The sequence below is a fragment of the Planobispora rosea genome (genome assembly GCF_014648175.1).
GTDB classification, from domain to species: Bacteria; Actinomycetota; Actinomycetes; order Streptosporangiales; family Streptosporangiaceae; genus Planobispora; species Planobispora rosea.
The window spans coordinates 39,948-54,983 of sequence record NZ_BMQP01000032.1; the positions used below are offsets into that span (position 1 = coordinate 39,948).

Here is a 15,036-nt window from a genome sequence, read left to right on the forward strand (position 1 = left end):
TGTCGATATGTCACCTGAGTCGCGGGGGACGGTGCCGGTCCGCGGTGCGGGCGAAGCCTCACCCGGCACGGTCTGACCCCGGACCGCCCCGAGGTGATTGACTGGCCCGGCCCGGCCACCGTACCGGGCCCCGGACCCGCCGTCCCCTCACGGCTCGCGGGAGCCGTACGTCCGAAGGAGTTCCATGAACCTGCCTGACAAGGGCCGCGACGTCGGCGAGCTTCTGGCGGAGATCGCCCGGATGAAGGAGGCCGACCTGCCCGTGCGGGGCGGCAAGGTGACCGCGTACGTCTACGACACCGGCCGTCCGGAGGTGCACGAGGCCGCGGCGCGGGCCTACGCCGAGATGCTGGAGGTCAACACGCTCGACCCGACCGCCTTCCCCAGCGTGGTGGAGATGGAGCGGCAGGTGGTCGGCGCGGTCGCGGACCTCCTCGGCGGCGGCACCGGGATCTTCACCAGCGGCGGCACCGAGTCGATCATGCTGGCGGTGAAGGCGGCGCGCGACTCCCGGCGGGTCGAGGGCCGTCCCCGGATGGTCCTGCCGGTCACCGCGCACCCGGCCTTCCACAAGGCCGCGCACTATCTGGGAGTGGCGGTGGACGCGGTCCCGGTGGACCCGGTGACCTTCCGGGCGGACGCCGCGGCGGTGGAGGCCGCGATCACCGGTGACACGGTGCTGGTGGTCGTCTCGGCGCCCTCCTACCCGCAGGGCGTGGTGGACCCGGTCGGGCGGATCGCGGGGATCGCCGCCGCGCGCGGCGTGCTCTGCCACGTGGACGCGTGCGTGGGCGGGTGGCTGCTGCCCTGGCTGCGCGCGGCCGGCGCCGAGGTGCCGCCGTTCGACCTGTCGGTGCCGGGGGTCACCTCACTCTCCTGCGACCTGCACAAGTTCGGCTACTCCCCCAAGGGGGCCTCGGTCGTGCTCTTCGCCGACCCGGCGCTGCGCCGCGCGGCCTACTTCGCCTCGGCGTCGTGGCCCGGCTACACGGTGATCAACGCGACCGTGCAGAGCTCGAAGTCCGCCGGGCCGCTGGGCGGCGCGTGGGCCACCCTGCAGGCGCTGGGCCGCGAGGGGTACCTGGAGCTGGGCCGCGCCACCCTGGCGGCGGCCCGCCGGCTGCGCGAGGGCGTCGCCGCGATTGCGGGCCTGCGGGTGCTCGGCGCGCCGGAGTCGTCGCTGGTGGCCTTCGCCTCCGACGAGATCGACGTGTTCACGCTCTCGGACGAGGCCAGGAAGCGCGGCTGGTTCCTGCAGCCGCAGCTGTCCTACGCGGGCATCCCCGCCAACATCCACATCACCGTCACCGGAGTGACCCTGCGGGGAGTGGAGGCGATGCTCCAGGTGATCGCCGAGTCGGCCGCGGCGGCCCGGGAGCGCGGACCGGTGAGGCTGCCCGAGGGGCTGGTGGAGCTGGTGGCCGGACTGGATCTGGAGGCTCTGGACGACGCGGCCTTCGGGGAGCTGGCGGCCTCGGTCGGGGTGGACCTGAACGGTTCCGGGCAGCCGGAGATGGCGGTCGTCAACGCGGTGCTCGACGCGCTGCCCGCGGACCGGCGGGAGGCTGTCCTGATCCGCTTCCTGTCGGTGATCTACAGCTGAGGCGACCCCGCTTCTCGGGTACCCGACATTCACGACATTTGCCACACATAGCACTGACGCGACGGAGACCCTGTCCGGAACAGAGTATGTAACAAATAGATTTACGCCGGTCATGATATTGCCGTAAACATGACGACGGTTCACCATAGGGGCGCTCACCCTCCGCCCGGAAGGCCCCACGAAGGCACCGGGTCACCCCCCATCAGGAGGAAAACCGTCATGAGCACAACCTCCATCGCCCGATTAACCGGGTTCGCCGCCGCGGCGCTGGTCCTCGTCCTCGGGACGGCACAGCCCTCGGCCGCCGACCCCGCGCCCGAGGGCGCGATCACCGCCGCCGACAGCACCACCGCGGTGGCCGACAGCTACATCGTGGTCCTCAAGGGTCAGTTCACCCGGGCCGACCGGGACCGCAAGGCCCGTGACGTCGCCGGCGCCGAGGGCGCCTCCGTGACCACCGTCTACCAGCGGGTGCTCAACGGCTTCGCCATGAAGGCGACCGAGGCGCAGGCCCGCGCCGTCGCCGCCCGCCCGGATGTGGCCTACGTCGAACAGGACCAGGAGTTCACCCTGATCGGGCAGCCCACGCGGCAGCGCGTCGCGCAGGCCGTGGCGTCCTGGGGCCTGGACCGGGTCGACCAGCGCAACCTTCCGCTGGACGGCAACTACACCCCGCCGAACAACGGCTCGGGCGTGCGCGCCTACATCATCGACACCGGCATCCGGATCAGCCACGCCGACTTCGGCGGGCGGGCGCAGAACGGACGCGACGTCTACGACGACGACAACGACGTGGCCGACTGCAACGGCCACGGCACCCACGTCGCGGGCACGGTCGGCGGCAGCCAGTACGGCATCGCCAAGGCCGTCACGCTGATCGGCGTCCGGGTGTTCGGCTGCGGCAGCACCACCTCCACCTCGATCATCATCGAGGGCGTGGACTGGGTGACGGCCAACGCGGTCAAGCCCGCCGTGGCCAACATGAGTCTGGGCGGCGGCGCGAGCACCGCGCTGGACACCTCCGTGCGCAACTCCATCAACTCCGGCGTCGTCTACGCGCTGGCCGCGGGCAACGAGAACACCAACGCCTGCACCCGCTCCCCCGCCCGGGTCGCCGAGGCGATCACCGTGGGCGCCACCACCAACACCGACGCGCGTTCCTCCTTCTCCAACTACGGCACCTGCCTGGACCTGTTCGCTCCGGGATCGGGCATCACCTCGGCCTGGTACAACAGCGACACGGCCGCCAACACCATCAGCGGCACCTCGATGGCCTCCCCGCACGTCGCCGGCGCCGCGGCGCTGCTGCTGAACGCCGGTCCGTCGAGCACCCCGGCGCAGGTCCGCGACGCGATGGTCACCGCCGCCACCACAGGCGTGGTGACCAATCCCGGCACCGGCTCCCCGAACCGGCTGCTGTTCACCGGCGGGGGCGGCGGCGGTCCCGACCCGACCGTGGTCTACTCCGACGACTTCGAGGCCGAGCGGGGCTGGACGGTCAACCCCGGCGGCTCCGACACCGCGACCACGGGTCTCTTCCAGCGCGGCGACCCGGGAGAGACCTCCAGCGGCGGCGCGGTCATGCAGCCGGGCACCACCCCCAGCGGGAGCAACGCCCTGGTCACCGGCGCCCCGGCCGGGGCGAGCGTGGGCGCGGGCGACGTCGACGGCGGCGTGACGAGCGCCCAGTCCCCGGCCGTCACGCTCCCCGCGAGCGGCACGCTGACGTTGTCGTTCTCCTGGTACCTCGGTCACCTCAACAACGCCAGCAGCGCCGACTACATCCGCGTGCGCGTGGTCGGCACGACGACCACGACCGTGCTGGACCAGCGGGGCGCGGCGTCCACCCGCGCCGCCGCCTACGCGACCGCCACCGCGAACATCTCCGGCCACGCCGGCCAGACCGTGCGCATCGTGGTGGACGCCGCCGACGCCTCCGGCGCCAGCCTGGTCGAGGCGGGGGTCGACGATGTGCGGATAACCGCCCAGTGAGCCGCTGAAGCGCCCGGAGAACCCGACGAACCGATCGGGCCGCCCGCTCCCCCGCGGGTGGCCCGATCCTTCTCCGTCACGCGCGGGGCGGGATCACTCCGCCTCGGCGGGAACCCGCCTCGCGCCGAGAGGCTCCTCGGACTTCCTGTTCCGGCTCAGGTAGACGTAGGCCAGCGCGCCGAGGAACAGGATGATCGACGTCCACTGGTTGAGCCGCAGGCCGAGGATCTCGTTGGCCGGGTCGACGCGCAGGCCCTCGATCCAGAACCGGCCCGCGGTGTAGCCCGCCACGTACAGGGCGAACAGGCGGCCGTGCCGGAGCAGGAAGCGCCGGCCGGCCCAGATCAGCGCCAGTGCCAGCGCCAGGTTCCACAGCGACTCGTACAGGAACGCAGGGTGGTAGGTGGCCGCACCCGCCACGGTCCCCGGGCGGCCCGCCTCGATCTCCAGGCCCCACGGCAGGTCGGTCGGGCTGCCGAACAGCTCCTGGTTGAAGTAGTTGCCCCATCGGGCGATGGCCTGGCCGACGGGGATCGCCGGCGCCACCGCGTCGGCGACCGCGCTCACCGCGATGCCCCTGCGGCGGCAGGCGATCCACACGCCCACCCCGCCCAGGGCGACCGCGCCCCAGATGCTCAGGCCGCGCCAGCCCGGTCCGGACTCGCCCCAGATCAGGATGGCGTCGATCGGCCGGTGGGGGGCGTCCGGCCCGAAGTACAGCTGCCAGTCGGTGATGACGTGATACAGGCGTGCGCCGATGATGCCGGACGGGATCCCCCAGGTCGCCAGGTCCAGCATGGTTCCCGGTCTCCCGCCGCGGTTGCGCCAGCGGCGCTCCGCGATGACGACGGCGACGACGATGCCGAGCAGCATGCAGATCGTGTAGGCGCGGACGGGCACCGGCCCCAGGTGCCAGACCCCTTCGGGCGGACTGGGAATCGTGGCGAGCGGCATGGCGGGCAATCTAGTTCAGGCCGTCGCGGGCGGGCATCCGACCAAAGTCCACGTTCGCGGGCCCTCACCGCCACGGGGCGTCCGGGACCGTGCGGAGTCCCCGGGCGAGGCGGCGGCCGCGGTGCCAGCCCGGTGGTCTCAGGGCAGCTCGGCGAAGCGCTCCACGTCCTCGATCTTCCCCGCGATGATGATCACGTCGCCGTACCCGAGGACGGTGTCCGCTCCCGCGTAGGTGAACTCCTCGTACTCCCCCTTGACGCAGACGACCGTGACGCCGTACTTGCGGCGCAGGTTGGTCTCCCCGAGCGGGACGCCGACGTAGTCGCGCGGCGGCCGGGTCTTGACCAGCGCGTAGTTCTCGTCGACCTCCATGTAGTCGAGCATGCGCCCGTTGAGCAGGTGGGCCACCCGCTCGCCCATGTCGTGCTCGGGCAGGATGACGTGGTGGGCGCCGACCCGCTCCAGGATCCGGCCGTGGTCGCGACTGATCGCCTTGGCCCAGATGTCCTCGATCTCCAGCTCCACCAGCAGCGACGTGGTCAGGATGCTGGACTCGATGTCGGTGCCGATGGCGACCACGGCCCGGTAGAAGTCCGGGACGCCGAGCTGGCGCAGCGCCTCCGGGTCGGTGGAGTCGGCGGCGACCACGTGGGTGAGCTTGCCCGACATGCTCTGGACCACCTTCGGGCGGCTGTCGATGGCGAGCACCTCGGTGCCGCGGCGCACCAGCTCCGCGGCGAGCGAGCTGCCGAACCGGCCGAGCCCGATCACCACGACCGGGTCGTTTCTCGTGTCAGGCAACGGTCGTTCTCTCCTCGGGATGTCCACCGCGTCGCATGCGGGTCACGGCGCCGAGAGCCGCGCGGGCCGAGGCCGCGTCGTGCACGCGGAAGACACGGGCGCCCTGCCAGGCGGAGACGGCGAGAGTGGCCATGGTACCCGCGTGCCGCTCCTCGACGGGGAGGCCGCCCAGGGTCTCGCCGACGAAGTCCTTGTTGGAGACCGCGACGAGGACCGGCCAGCCGGTGGCGGTCATCTCCCCGAGGCGGCGGCTGACCTCCAGGGAGTGGTAGGTGTTCTTGCCGAAGTCGTGGGCCGGGTCGATGAGGATCGACTCGCGGGGGACCCCGGCTGCCGCCGCCCGCTCGGCCAGGTCCACGGTGTAGCCGATCACGTCGGCCACCACGTCGGCGTAGGCGACGCGGTGCGGCCGGGTCCGCGGGGCCGCCCGTCCCGCGTGCGCGCACACCAGGCCCGTCCGGTGCTCGGCGGCGACCCGCGCCAGGTCCGGGTCGACCCCGCCCCAGGTGTCGTTGAGCAGGTCCGCGCCCGCCTCGGCGACGACCTTCCCCACCTCGGCCCGCCAGGTGTCGACGCTGATGATCAGATCGGGATGCCGCTCGCGGACCGCCGCCACCAGGCCCGCCACCCTGCGGATCTCCTCGGCCGGGTCCACCTCGTCCCCGGGGCCGGCCTTGACGCCGCCGATGTCCACGATGTCCGCGCCGCCCTCGACGGCCCTGTCCACCGCCTCCAGGGCGGCGGAGAAGCCGTAGGTCCTCCCCCGGTCGAAGAAGGAGTCGGGGGTGCGGTTGACCACCGCCATGATCGCGAACTCGCCGGGCCGGAACTCACGGCCTCGCAGGCGCAAGATAGTCATCGAGACCGAGCTTATCGCCCGGTGTCGGAGAGGACGGCGCTCCCACCTGCGCCGCCTCTGGGGGTTTCACTGGGAAATCATGGACTGTTCCGTACGGCTCGCCCACCGCGGCCCCGGTACGGTCCACCCGGCCGGCCCACCGCCGGCCGTGGTCCTGCTGCTAGGCGGCCGACCCACCTTCGGCCACCGTCAGGAACTCCTGGGCCGCGGCGGGCAGGCGCCGCCGCGCGTGCACGATCGCGATCACCCGGCGGATCGAGGGATCGAGCGGCCGGACCACCAGTCCGGCCCGGGCGGCCTGCTCGGCCATCCCGCGGTACCAGAGCAGGGAGGCCATGCCCGCGCGGACCGGCCCGAGCCAGTTGCCGCGCTCCTCGGCCTCCAGGGCCGCCACGGGGGCGACGCCGTACTTGGCGAACAACGAGTCGAGCTCCCTGCGCCGGGCGCTGCCGCTGGTCGGCAGCACCAGCCTCATGCCGTTGAGCCTGTTCATCGGCACCGGATCGGGCAGGTCGAGGCCGGGCGGAGAGATCAGGACGATCTCCTGCCGCTCCAGCGGGTGGCTGATCAGATCGGCGGGGACGGGCAGGTCCGTCAGGCCGAGGTCGGCCCGCTGGCTCCTGATGGCGTTCACCACGCCGTCCCGTCCGTCGCAGCGGACGATGTGCACTCGCACCCCCGGATGCTCAGAGGTATAGGCGGGGAGGATGCGACCGGCCAACCCCGGCTCGAGGCTGGGGGTCGAGGCGATGCGGAGCTCCGCCTCGGACGAATGGTTGTGGGTCGACAGAGCCTCGATCTCGTGGATGGCGTCGAGCGCCTCGCGGGCGAGCTTGACCACCCGGCGCCCCTGCGCCGTGACGACCACGCCACGCCCGGAACGGGCGAACAACGTCATCCCGAGTTCTCGTTCCAGATCCCTGATCGCACGGGAGAGCGCAGGTTGTGCGATGTACAGCGACCTGGCCGCGTCGGTCATGGTGCGGTGCTCCGCCGTCGCGACCACATAGCGGAGCTGCTGCAGATTCATGGCTCTGAAGTTAGGACACGGCGACCGGCCCGGTCCGGCACATCGCGGAGATCACCTCGCGTGATTTCGGTCCGTAACCGAATACGGCCACATCCGTGACGGGTGATAAATCAGTATGCTTACGCCCCAAATTTCTAAAAGCTCCGATCTATCCGTCTATATCGGATGCTTTGGTTCACGGGGAGACAGCGTGACAGCCCAATGGGCACCGTCCTCCGCCGCCACCTCAACCTCACGGGCATCCGCATTCACCGCCTCCGGGCTGTCCGCCGCAAGGGCGTCACCCGCCTTCCGGCCACGCGCCGCGGCCGTCTCCCGACCCGGGTCATCCGCCTCCTCCCACGGGATACGGCCAGATCACCTCGTGGCACGGCGGGATCATCACCGTCATGGCCCATGAGTACGGCCACCACGTCCAGCATCTGACGGGCCCGTTCGCCACCCGGTGGGAGCAGATACAGGCGGCATTCACCTGACCTTGGTCATCTGTCTGCCATGTCCGAGTATGGGGGCTAGAATCCAGGGCAATTCTGTGCAATCGGGGGACCTTGGCCGTTTTGCCAGGTGGACCGGGCGAGGACCGACTAGGAAGCGGTGTGACGATGCGCCATGGGCAGGACTCGGGGGAGCTCTCCGGCGAAGGCGGGAAACCGCGTCCCCGCCGGCGCGGCAGCCGCGCGGCCCGGTCCGGGAACGCGGCGAACGGCCACCCCGGCCCCGCTCCCGCCCCCGCCCCCGTCTCCCCCCCGGAGCATGACGCGCCCCCTCCCCCCGGGCGGCCCGCGACCGCCCGGGGGGCCCACGAACCGCCGGGGCACCAGGCCGTCCCGCAGGGCGGCACGGCCACCCAGGTGAAGCGCACGCAGAGCACCGCCCCCGAATCCGCGCCGGGCCCCGGCACGGGTCCGGGAGCCCTCCCCTCCGGCCCGCACCCGGACGGTTCCCGCACGAAGCGCCCGGCCGCCGGCCGCGGCCCCATGTCCCGGCTGAGGTTCGCCCGGCCGCTGACCACCGCGTCGCTCATCGGCTGGACCGCCCTGTCGGCGATCCTGCCGGGCATCGCGCACCTGCGCGCGGGACGCCGCCGTACCGGCTTCATCCTGCTCGGCGCCTTCGGCCTGCTGCTGGTCCTGGGGGTGATCGCCGGGATCGTCCTGTCCGACAAGGACAACACCGGTGTCGCCGCCCGGGACGGCGTCCTCGGCCTGATCGTGGGCCTGTCCGGGCTCGGCGCGCTCGGCTGGTTCCTGCTGGTGATCTCCTCCTACATCGCGCTCGGTCCCAACCGGCTCAACAGCGCGGGCCAGATCGTCTCGGGCATCGTCATCGGCACATTGTGCGTGGCGGTGATGGCCCCGTTCGCGCTCGCCGCCAGCACGGTGCTGACCGCCAAGAACACGTTCAACGACATCTTCCCCAGCAGGCCGGACGACCCGGCCGCGCCCACGTTCAAGCCCGAGGACCCGTGGAACGGGCAGGAGCGGATCAACTTCCTGCTCATCGGCGGTGACGGGGCGGGCAACCGGGAGGGCATCCGGACCGACAGCATGAACGTGGCCAGCGTCCACATCAAGACCGGCAACACGGTCATGTTCAGCCTCCCCCGCAACCTGCAGTACGTGCGCTTCCCGCCCAGCAGCCCGCTGGCCAAGCAGTTCCCCAACGGTTTCATGCGGGATCTGCCCAACGGCGGCCTGCTCAACGAGGTCTGGCAGTACGCCGAGGACCACCCGGAGGTCATGGGCCGCAAGCACCAGGGTCCCCGGGCGCTCATGGACGCGATCGGCTACACGCTCAACCTGGAGATCGACCACTACGTCCTGATCAACATGTACGGCTTCGCCCACCTGGTGGACGCCATCGGCGGGCTGAGGATCCGGGTCGAGCAGGACGTGAAGTACGGAGGCTCGTTCGGGACCGCCGGCACCATCAAGGCCGGCCACCGCACGCTCTCCGGCGAGGAGGCCCTCTGGTACGGCCGCTCCCGCGTCGGCAGCGACGACTTCTCCCGGATGGCCCGCCAGCGCTGCGTCATCGGCGCCTTCGCCAAGCAGGCCACTCCCGCCGTCGTCCTGACGAACTTCACCAAGATCGCGCGGGTGGCCAAGCGGATGGCCCAGACCAACATCCCCCGCGACATGCTGGAGCACCTGACCGAGCTGGCCCTCAAGGTCAAGGACGCGAAGATCACCAGCCTCCAGTTCGTGCCGCCGGAGTTCTCCTCCGGCTCCCCCGACTGGCAGAAGATCCGCACCGCGACCGCCCGGGCGCTGCGCCAGTCGACCCAGCCCAGCCGGAGGCTCATGGCCGGCTCCGGCACGCCCACCCCCGGCACGAGCGGGACGAGCGGCACGAGCGGCACGGCCCCCACCCCGACGCTCAGCGCGCCGCCGGAGGCGACGCCCAGCAAGAGTCCGACGGCGAACAGGAACGCCCAGTCCCTCGACGAGCTCTGCGGCATCTGATGCGTGCCGCCCGGGCTCACGCGGCCCGGGCGGCCCGGGGCAGCAGGGCGAACGCGCCCAGGTAGAGCAGGCCCGCCACGATCAGCAGGCCCTGGTACCCGATGACCAGGGCCAGGTACTCCAGGCAGCCGCCGACCATCGCGCCGAGCAGGTTCGCCCCGAAGGCCGTGGTGCCGTCGGACGAGTCGGCGAAGCGCTTGGCGAACACCACGTTGGCCGCGAAGATCGGCAGGAACGCCACGACCACGGCGGCCACCGCGCGCAGCGGCACCGGCAGGCCCAGCAGCCAGGAGTTCGGCACCAGCCAGGCCAGCGCCAGGCCGGCCAGGAGCACGCCGTACATGACGGGCAGCGACGGGGTGCGGAAGCGGCGCGTCACCTCCACCGCGGCCAGCACCGCGACGAGCACCCCGGCGAACACGATCGCGTTGACCACCCAGGTGGTCCCGAACAGCAGCGCGAACCCGGTCACGCTCTTGGTCTCCAGCAGCAGGAACGCCACGCCCAGCAGGAACAGGTCGGCGTAGGGGCGCATCCGGGTGTACGGCCCGGCGACCGCGCGGACCGCGAGCACGCTCACGATCAGGATGAGCAGCAGCGTGACGAGGTAGAGCTCCGGGATCGTCTGGTCCTTCAGGTACAGGAAGGGCCTGTCGTCGCCGGAGGGCGGCGGGGTCTGCGCGGTCGCGCCCGACCACTCCTGCCCGCAGGCCTGGTCGGCGGCGGCGAGCCCGGCGGTGATCACCGCCTGCTGGCCGGCCTGGGTGACGACGTCCACGCACGGCTTGTGCCCGAAGGCGGCCTGCACGGTGGAGGCGAGCCGGTCCACCAGCCAGCTCTCCCGGTAGTAGTTGTACATCGAGAAGGTCCCGCCGGGCTTGAGGTGCTCCCTGGCCGCCTCCATCGCCTCGCGGGTGAACAGGTAGCTCTCCAGGCGCAGCGAGCTGGCGCCGGAGACGAGGGTGAGCGAGTCGGGCAGCGCGAACAGGATCAGGTCGTACTTGCGGTCCGTCCGCTCCAGGAACGCCCGGCCGTCGGTGACGTGCGTGGTGACCCGGGGGTCGTCGTAAGGACGGTCCGGGTGGTAGGTCCCGCCCAGCTCGCGGAGCTTGGGATCGATCTCCACCGCGTCCACCCGCCCGGCGCCCTTCGACAGCGCGATCGCCACGTCGGTGCCGCTGCCCGCGCCCACGATCAGCACGTCGTCCAGGCGCCCCGCGGCCGAGCGCTCGTACGGCAGGGCGTACTGCCGCTCCCACTCCAGCCGTTTGACCGCCGGCACGGCCCGCTGGTGCGGGATGCCGTTGACCTGGATGTCCATCACGTCCACGCCCTGCTCGGCGAAGTGGGTGCGGGTCACCTTGTAGTACGGCGACCACAGGGCCCCGGCGGTCAGCGTCTCGGCCGCCAGCGCCGCGACCACCACCAGCGACGGCACGGCCAGCGCGGCCCGTGCCCAGAGCCGCCGCGGCCGCAGCAGCACGGCGTAGGCGACCGCGGTGATCACGCCCCACACCACCGGGGGGGCGCTGAGGAACGACAGCGCGGTGAACAGGCCGATGCCGGTGAGGCTGCCGATCAGGTCGTAGCGGTAGGCCTCCAGCCGGTCCAGCTCGGGGAAGCAGCGCCCGACCAGCTCGGCCGGGCCCATCAGCACGACCGCCGCGGCGGCGAAGACCACCGGCAGGATCAGCCAGGCCGGCGGCCCGGCGGTGCCGAGGCTCGTCCAGTACAGGACGCCCTCGGTCTGCCGGTCCACGGTGACCGGGAAGAACGTGACCACCAGCACCAGGACGGCCAGGGTGATCGGCGAGTAGTACGGCTGCCGGGCCGTGCGCCCCACCCGCAGGAAGCCCAGCCCGATGCCGAGGAACGAGCCGAGCAGCACGAAGTTGGTGAAGTAGCTCAGGTGCACGATGTTCGACCCGGTCCACCGGATCAGCGCCAGCTCCAGGAAGAGCATGAACGCGCTGGCCACGACCAGTCTCGGCCGGGTGCTCAGCCAGTGCTCGGGGCGGGCGTCGGGATGGGGGGACGACGTGGTGTGCGCCTGTGCGGTCATGGCGTCCACGCTAGTGATCCATGACCTTCCGGGGAAGGAAAACCCAGCCCTGCGGTTCACGGGGATTTGACGATATAGGTGCTGGTGAGAGCTGTTTGCATGGGTGGACACGGTCCCGGTCGATGAAGGACGGTGGTGAGGTGCGTTCTCTCTGATCCGTCCGATCAACCGGTGGTGAACGATGCGCGTCCTGATCCAGCTCCGCCCCTCTCCCGAGGTCGTCGCGGCGGTGACCGACCCCGGCGTGAACACGACCGTGGCCGACGTCGCCGACGGCCTGCCGGGTGTCGTCCTCGATCCCTCCTTCACCCCCGTGGCGGTGCCCCGCCCCGTGCCCCCGGCCGGAGGCGACCCCCTCTCGCTGAACCAGCCCCTGACGTTCTCACTGGCCGCCGAGGACGCCTCGGTCCTGGTCCGGGGGGAGATCTCCGACGACGAGCTGTCCACCCGGATCCCCCTGCTGACCGCGGCCCGGTCCGATGTCGTCGGCGTCTTCTCCGACCCGGTGGTCCAGCCGAGCCTCACCTGCGGCGGCGATCCGCCGGTGGGCGACTGGCACGACGTGGAACGGCTGGTGCGCGCCGAGGACCTCGCGGGCGAGGGGCTGGACGGCACGGGGGTGGCCCTGGCGGTCCTCGACACCGGGATCAACCTCGAACACGTCCGGCGCCACCTGGACCGGGAGGTGACGCTGGACAAGGAGCGCAGCTGGGTGCCGGGCGGGGTGGACGGCACGCCGGGCCGCTTCGAGGTGGACCACGGCACGATGTGCGCCTTCGACGCGCTGATCGCCGCGCCGAAGGCGACCCTGCTCGACCTGCCGGTGCTGCTCTCCCGGCGCCAGGGCGGCTCGGCCCTGGACGGCCTGCTCTCCGACGCGGTCGCGGCCTTCGCCCACCTGCGCGACGTGCTCAACGCCCAGCCGGAGGAGAGCAGGGCCCTGGTCGTCAGCAACAGCTGGGGGTCGTTCTCCCCGCGCTGGGACTTCCCGGTGGGCCATCCCGGTAACTACTCCGACAACGCCGCCCACCCGTTCAACGTGATCGTGGCGAGCCTGGAGGACGCGGGCGCCGACATCCTGTTCGCCGCGGGCAACTGCGGCCGCGACTGCCCCGACGGCCGGTGCGCCTTCCGCGAGCGGCCGATCGTGGGCGCCAACTCCCATCCCCGCGTGTTGTCGATCGGCGGCGTCGACGTCGAGAACGAACGGGTGGGCTACTCCTCCCAGGGACCCGGCCGCCTGGCCAAGCGCAAGCCGGACGTCTGCTCCTACACGCACTTCTCCGGTTCCAGGGCGTTCGGCGACGACGCGCCCGACTCCGGCACCTCCGCCGCCTGCCCGGTCGCCGCCGGCCTGGTCGCGGCGGTGCGCACGCGGTGGCCCGCCTCCCGTCTGTCCCCCGGCCAGCTGCGCACGATGCTGCGCCGTACCGCCGACGACCGCAGCACCGTCGGCTTCGACTTCGACTACGGATACGGAATCACCGACACGGAAGGGATCCTCGCCGCCCTGCGCCGCAGAAGGGACGCGTAGCGTAGGGTCCATGCTTCTCGTGACGGTACGGCTCCCGCCCGGGGCGACGTTGGCGCAGGCCATGGATCGCCTCGGGCTGTCGGAGGAGGAGGTCGACACCGGCTACGGCCTGGTGCTGCTCGACCCCGCGCAGAACCTGTACGTCCTGCGCGTGGCCGAGGCCGCCGCCCACCGGGTCGGCGGGACGACCGGCGAGGGCCCCTACTCCGACCCGCCCATCGAACCCTTCGGCCCGCCCCGGTGACCCGGCGTTCCCCCGGCCGCACGCCTCTCCTCCGCGCGGTCCGGCCTCGGCGACCGCACCGGGCTCAGGCGTTCTCGCGGTTGAACACCCGGGTGCCGACGGCCACGCACGCCGCCGTGAGCACGACGGTCACGACGACCCCCGCCGCCACCGTCCACGTGGCGTAGCGGCCCGCGAACAGGTCGCGGATCGCCTCCACCACGTGGCGGAACGGGGTGAACCGGGAGATCGCGTCCAGCCAGGCGGGGGCCATGGACATCGGCAGGAACGCCCCGGACAGCAGGACCAGGGGGACGATCGCGGTGCCCATGACCGGCGCGAAGAGGTCGGGGTTCATGGTCAGCGCGATCGCGTTGGAGAGCGCGGCCAGGCCGACGCCGAGCAGCGCCATGAGGACGAGCCCGGCCAGCACGCCGGGCAGCGGCGCGCGCAGGCCCAGGGCGTAGCCGAGCGCGAGCATCACGACCGACTGGATCAGCAGCGTGAGCGAGCTGCCCAGGACCCGGCCGAGCAGCAGGGCCGTACGGTGCGCCGGGGTGACCCGGAGCCGCTCCAGCACGCCGGCGCGCGCGTCCATGACGATGCCGAATCCGGCCAGGCCCGCGCTGAACAGGGCGACCTGGGCCAGCAGGCCGGGGACCAGCGTCTCCCAGGTGCCGATCGTGGCGAACAGCGGGCCGAACAGCAGCAGATAGAGCAGCGGCTGCAGCGCCCCGAAGACGATCCCCGCCTTCTGCCGCAGGGCGATGCGGGTGTTGTGCCGGAAGACGAGCCAGGTCTCGCGGATCGCTCTCATGCCGCACCCCGCGTCCCGGACGCCGCCGCCTCGGCGTCCTCCCGCAGGGACCGGCCGGTGATGGCGAGGAAGGCGTCGTCGAGCGTGCCGGTGCCGCCCTTCAGCTCGGCGGGGGTGCCCTCGGCGACGACCTCGCCGTGGTCGATGATGACCAGCCGGTCGGCCAGCGCGTCGGCCTCGTCGAGATAGTGGGTGCTCAGGAAGACCGTGAGCCCGTCCTCCTCCCGCAGCCGGCGGATGTGGTCCCAGAGGTTGGCCCGGCTCTGCGGGTCCAGGCCCGTGGTCGGCTCGTCCAGGAAGAGCAGCGCCGGCCGGTGGACCAGGCCGAACGCCAGGTCGAAGCGGCGGCGCTGGCCGCCGGAGAGCGCGCCGCCCGTCCGGTCCGCCAGGGCCGTCAGGTCCAGGCGCTCCAGCGTCTCCGCGACCCGCTCGCGCGCCTGGGCCGGGCGCATACCGTACAGCCTGGCGTGCAGTTCGAGCTCCTCTCCCACCGGGTTCAGCGGGCTGGTCCCGCCGCCCTGGGACACGTAGCCGATGCGCCGCCGCACGCCCCGCGGATCGGTGACGAGGTCGTGCCCGGCGACCGTGGCGGTGCCCGCCGTCGGGCGGAGCAAGGTGGTCAACATGCGCATGGTGGTCGTCTTCACCACTACGGGTCTGGGGCGTACATTGACAGAGAGGCAAGCCGGACAGACG

The 15,036-nt window shown here is 72.0% G+C and carries 12 protein-coding genes; 5 read left to right on the top strand and 7 right to left on the bottom strand.

From position 1 onward, the window contains the following. Nucleotides 1–184: 184 nt before the first annotated feature. Together IEZ08_RS27260 and IEZ08_RS27265 are read left to right on the top strand one after the other, a co-directional pair. Nucleotides 185–1,603, top strand: coding sequence for a pyridoxal phosphate-dependent decarboxylase family protein (locus IEZ08_RS27260; protein WP_068923057.1), 1,419 nt, complete (start codon nucleotides 185–187; stop codon nucleotides 1,601–1,603). A gap of 219 nt (nucleotides 1,604–1,822) precedes the next feature. Then, the gene (locus IEZ08_RS27265) at nucleotides 1,823–3,595 is read left to right on the top strand and encodes a S8 family peptidase (RefSeq protein WP_068923056.1); all 1,773 of its coding nucleotides are present in this window, start codon (nucleotides 1,823–1,825) and stop codon (nucleotides 3,593–3,595) included. A gap of 93 nt (nucleotides 3,596–3,688) precedes the next feature. On the opposite strand, the gene lgt is transcribed toward IEZ08_RS27265, so the two are convergent. The 4 genes from lgt to IEZ08_RS27285 form a co-directional block, all read right to left on the bottom strand. Beyond that, nucleotides 3,689–4,549 (bottom strand): prolipoprotein diacylglyceryl transferase, encoded by an 861-nt coding sequence (gene lgt / locus IEZ08_RS27270; protein WP_189243257.1) that lies wholly within the window; start codon nucleotides 4,547–4,549, stop codon nucleotides 3,689–3,691. Between the two features lie 138 nt (nucleotides 4,550–4,687). Next, the gene (locus IEZ08_RS27275; protein WP_176728461.1) at nucleotides 4,688–5,350 is read right to left on the bottom strand and encodes a potassium channel family protein; all 663 of its coding nucleotides are present in this window, start codon (nucleotides 5,348–5,350) and stop codon (nucleotides 4,688–4,690) included. Beyond that, nucleotides 5,343–6,209, bottom strand: coding sequence for a dihydropteroate synthase (folP, locus tag IEZ08_RS27280; RefSeq protein WP_068923053.1), 867 nt, complete (start codon nucleotides 6,207–6,209; stop codon nucleotides 5,343–5,345). Before folP ends, IEZ08_RS27275 begins: the two co-directional genes overlap by 8 nt. A gap of 160 nt (nucleotides 6,210–6,369) precedes the next feature. Next, nucleotides 6,370–7,239 carry a LysR family transcriptional regulator gene (locus IEZ08_RS27285; RefSeq protein WP_068923052.1) on the bottom strand — a complete coding sequence of 290 codons (870 nt, stop codon included), beginning with the start codon at nucleotides 7,237–7,239 and terminating at the stop codon, nucleotides 6,370–6,372. Between the two features lie 602 nt (nucleotides 7,240–7,841). Between IEZ08_RS27285 and IEZ08_RS27290 the strand changes: the two genes are divergently transcribed. Then, on the top strand, nucleotides 7,842–9,704 hold the full coding sequence (locus IEZ08_RS27290; protein ID WP_229803551.1) for an LCP family protein: 1,863 nt from the start codon (nucleotides 7,842–7,844) through the stop codon (nucleotides 9,702–9,704). 16 nt (nucleotides 9,705–9,720) lie between these two features. Here the strand turns inward: IEZ08_RS27290 and IEZ08_RS27295 are convergent, their stop codons facing one another. Then, nucleotides 9,721–11,766, bottom strand: a complete 2,046-nt coding sequence (locus tag IEZ08_RS27295; protein ID WP_068928704.1) for a spermine/spermidine synthase domain-containing protein — start codon at nucleotides 11,764–11,766, stop codon at nucleotides 9,721–9,723. A gap of 181 nt (nucleotides 11,767–11,947) precedes the next feature. On the opposite strand from IEZ08_RS27295, the gene IEZ08_RS27300 reads away from it, so the two are divergent. Then, a complete protein-coding gene (locus tag IEZ08_RS27300; protein WP_068923050.1) occupies nucleotides 11,948–13,300 on the top strand; it encodes a S8 family serine peptidase in 1,353 nt (450 codons plus the stop codon). A gap of 10 nt (nucleotides 13,301–13,310) precedes the next feature. After that, entirely contained in the window at nucleotides 13,311–13,544 is a 234-nt protein-coding gene (locus IEZ08_RS27305) for a hypothetical protein (RefSeq protein ID WP_068923049.1), read from the top strand. A gap of 64 nt (nucleotides 13,545–13,608) precedes the next feature. On the opposite strand, the gene IEZ08_RS27310 is transcribed toward IEZ08_RS27305, so the two are convergent. Both IEZ08_RS27310 and IEZ08_RS27315 read right to left on the bottom strand, forming a co-directional pair. Continuing rightward, nucleotides 13,609–14,340 (bottom strand): ABC transporter permease, encoded by a 732-nt coding sequence (locus tag IEZ08_RS27310; protein WP_068923048.1) that lies wholly within the window; start codon nucleotides 14,338–14,340, stop codon nucleotides 13,609–13,611. Continuing rightward, complete coding sequence (locus IEZ08_RS27315; RefSeq protein WP_189243279.1) at nucleotides 14,337–14,972, bottom strand: ABC transporter ATP-binding protein; 636 nt, start codon at nucleotides 14,970–14,972, stop codon at nucleotides 14,337–14,339. The genes IEZ08_RS27310 and IEZ08_RS27315 overlap by 4 nt, the downstream gene beginning before the upstream one ends. Nucleotides 14,973–15,036: the final 64 nt, after the last annotated feature.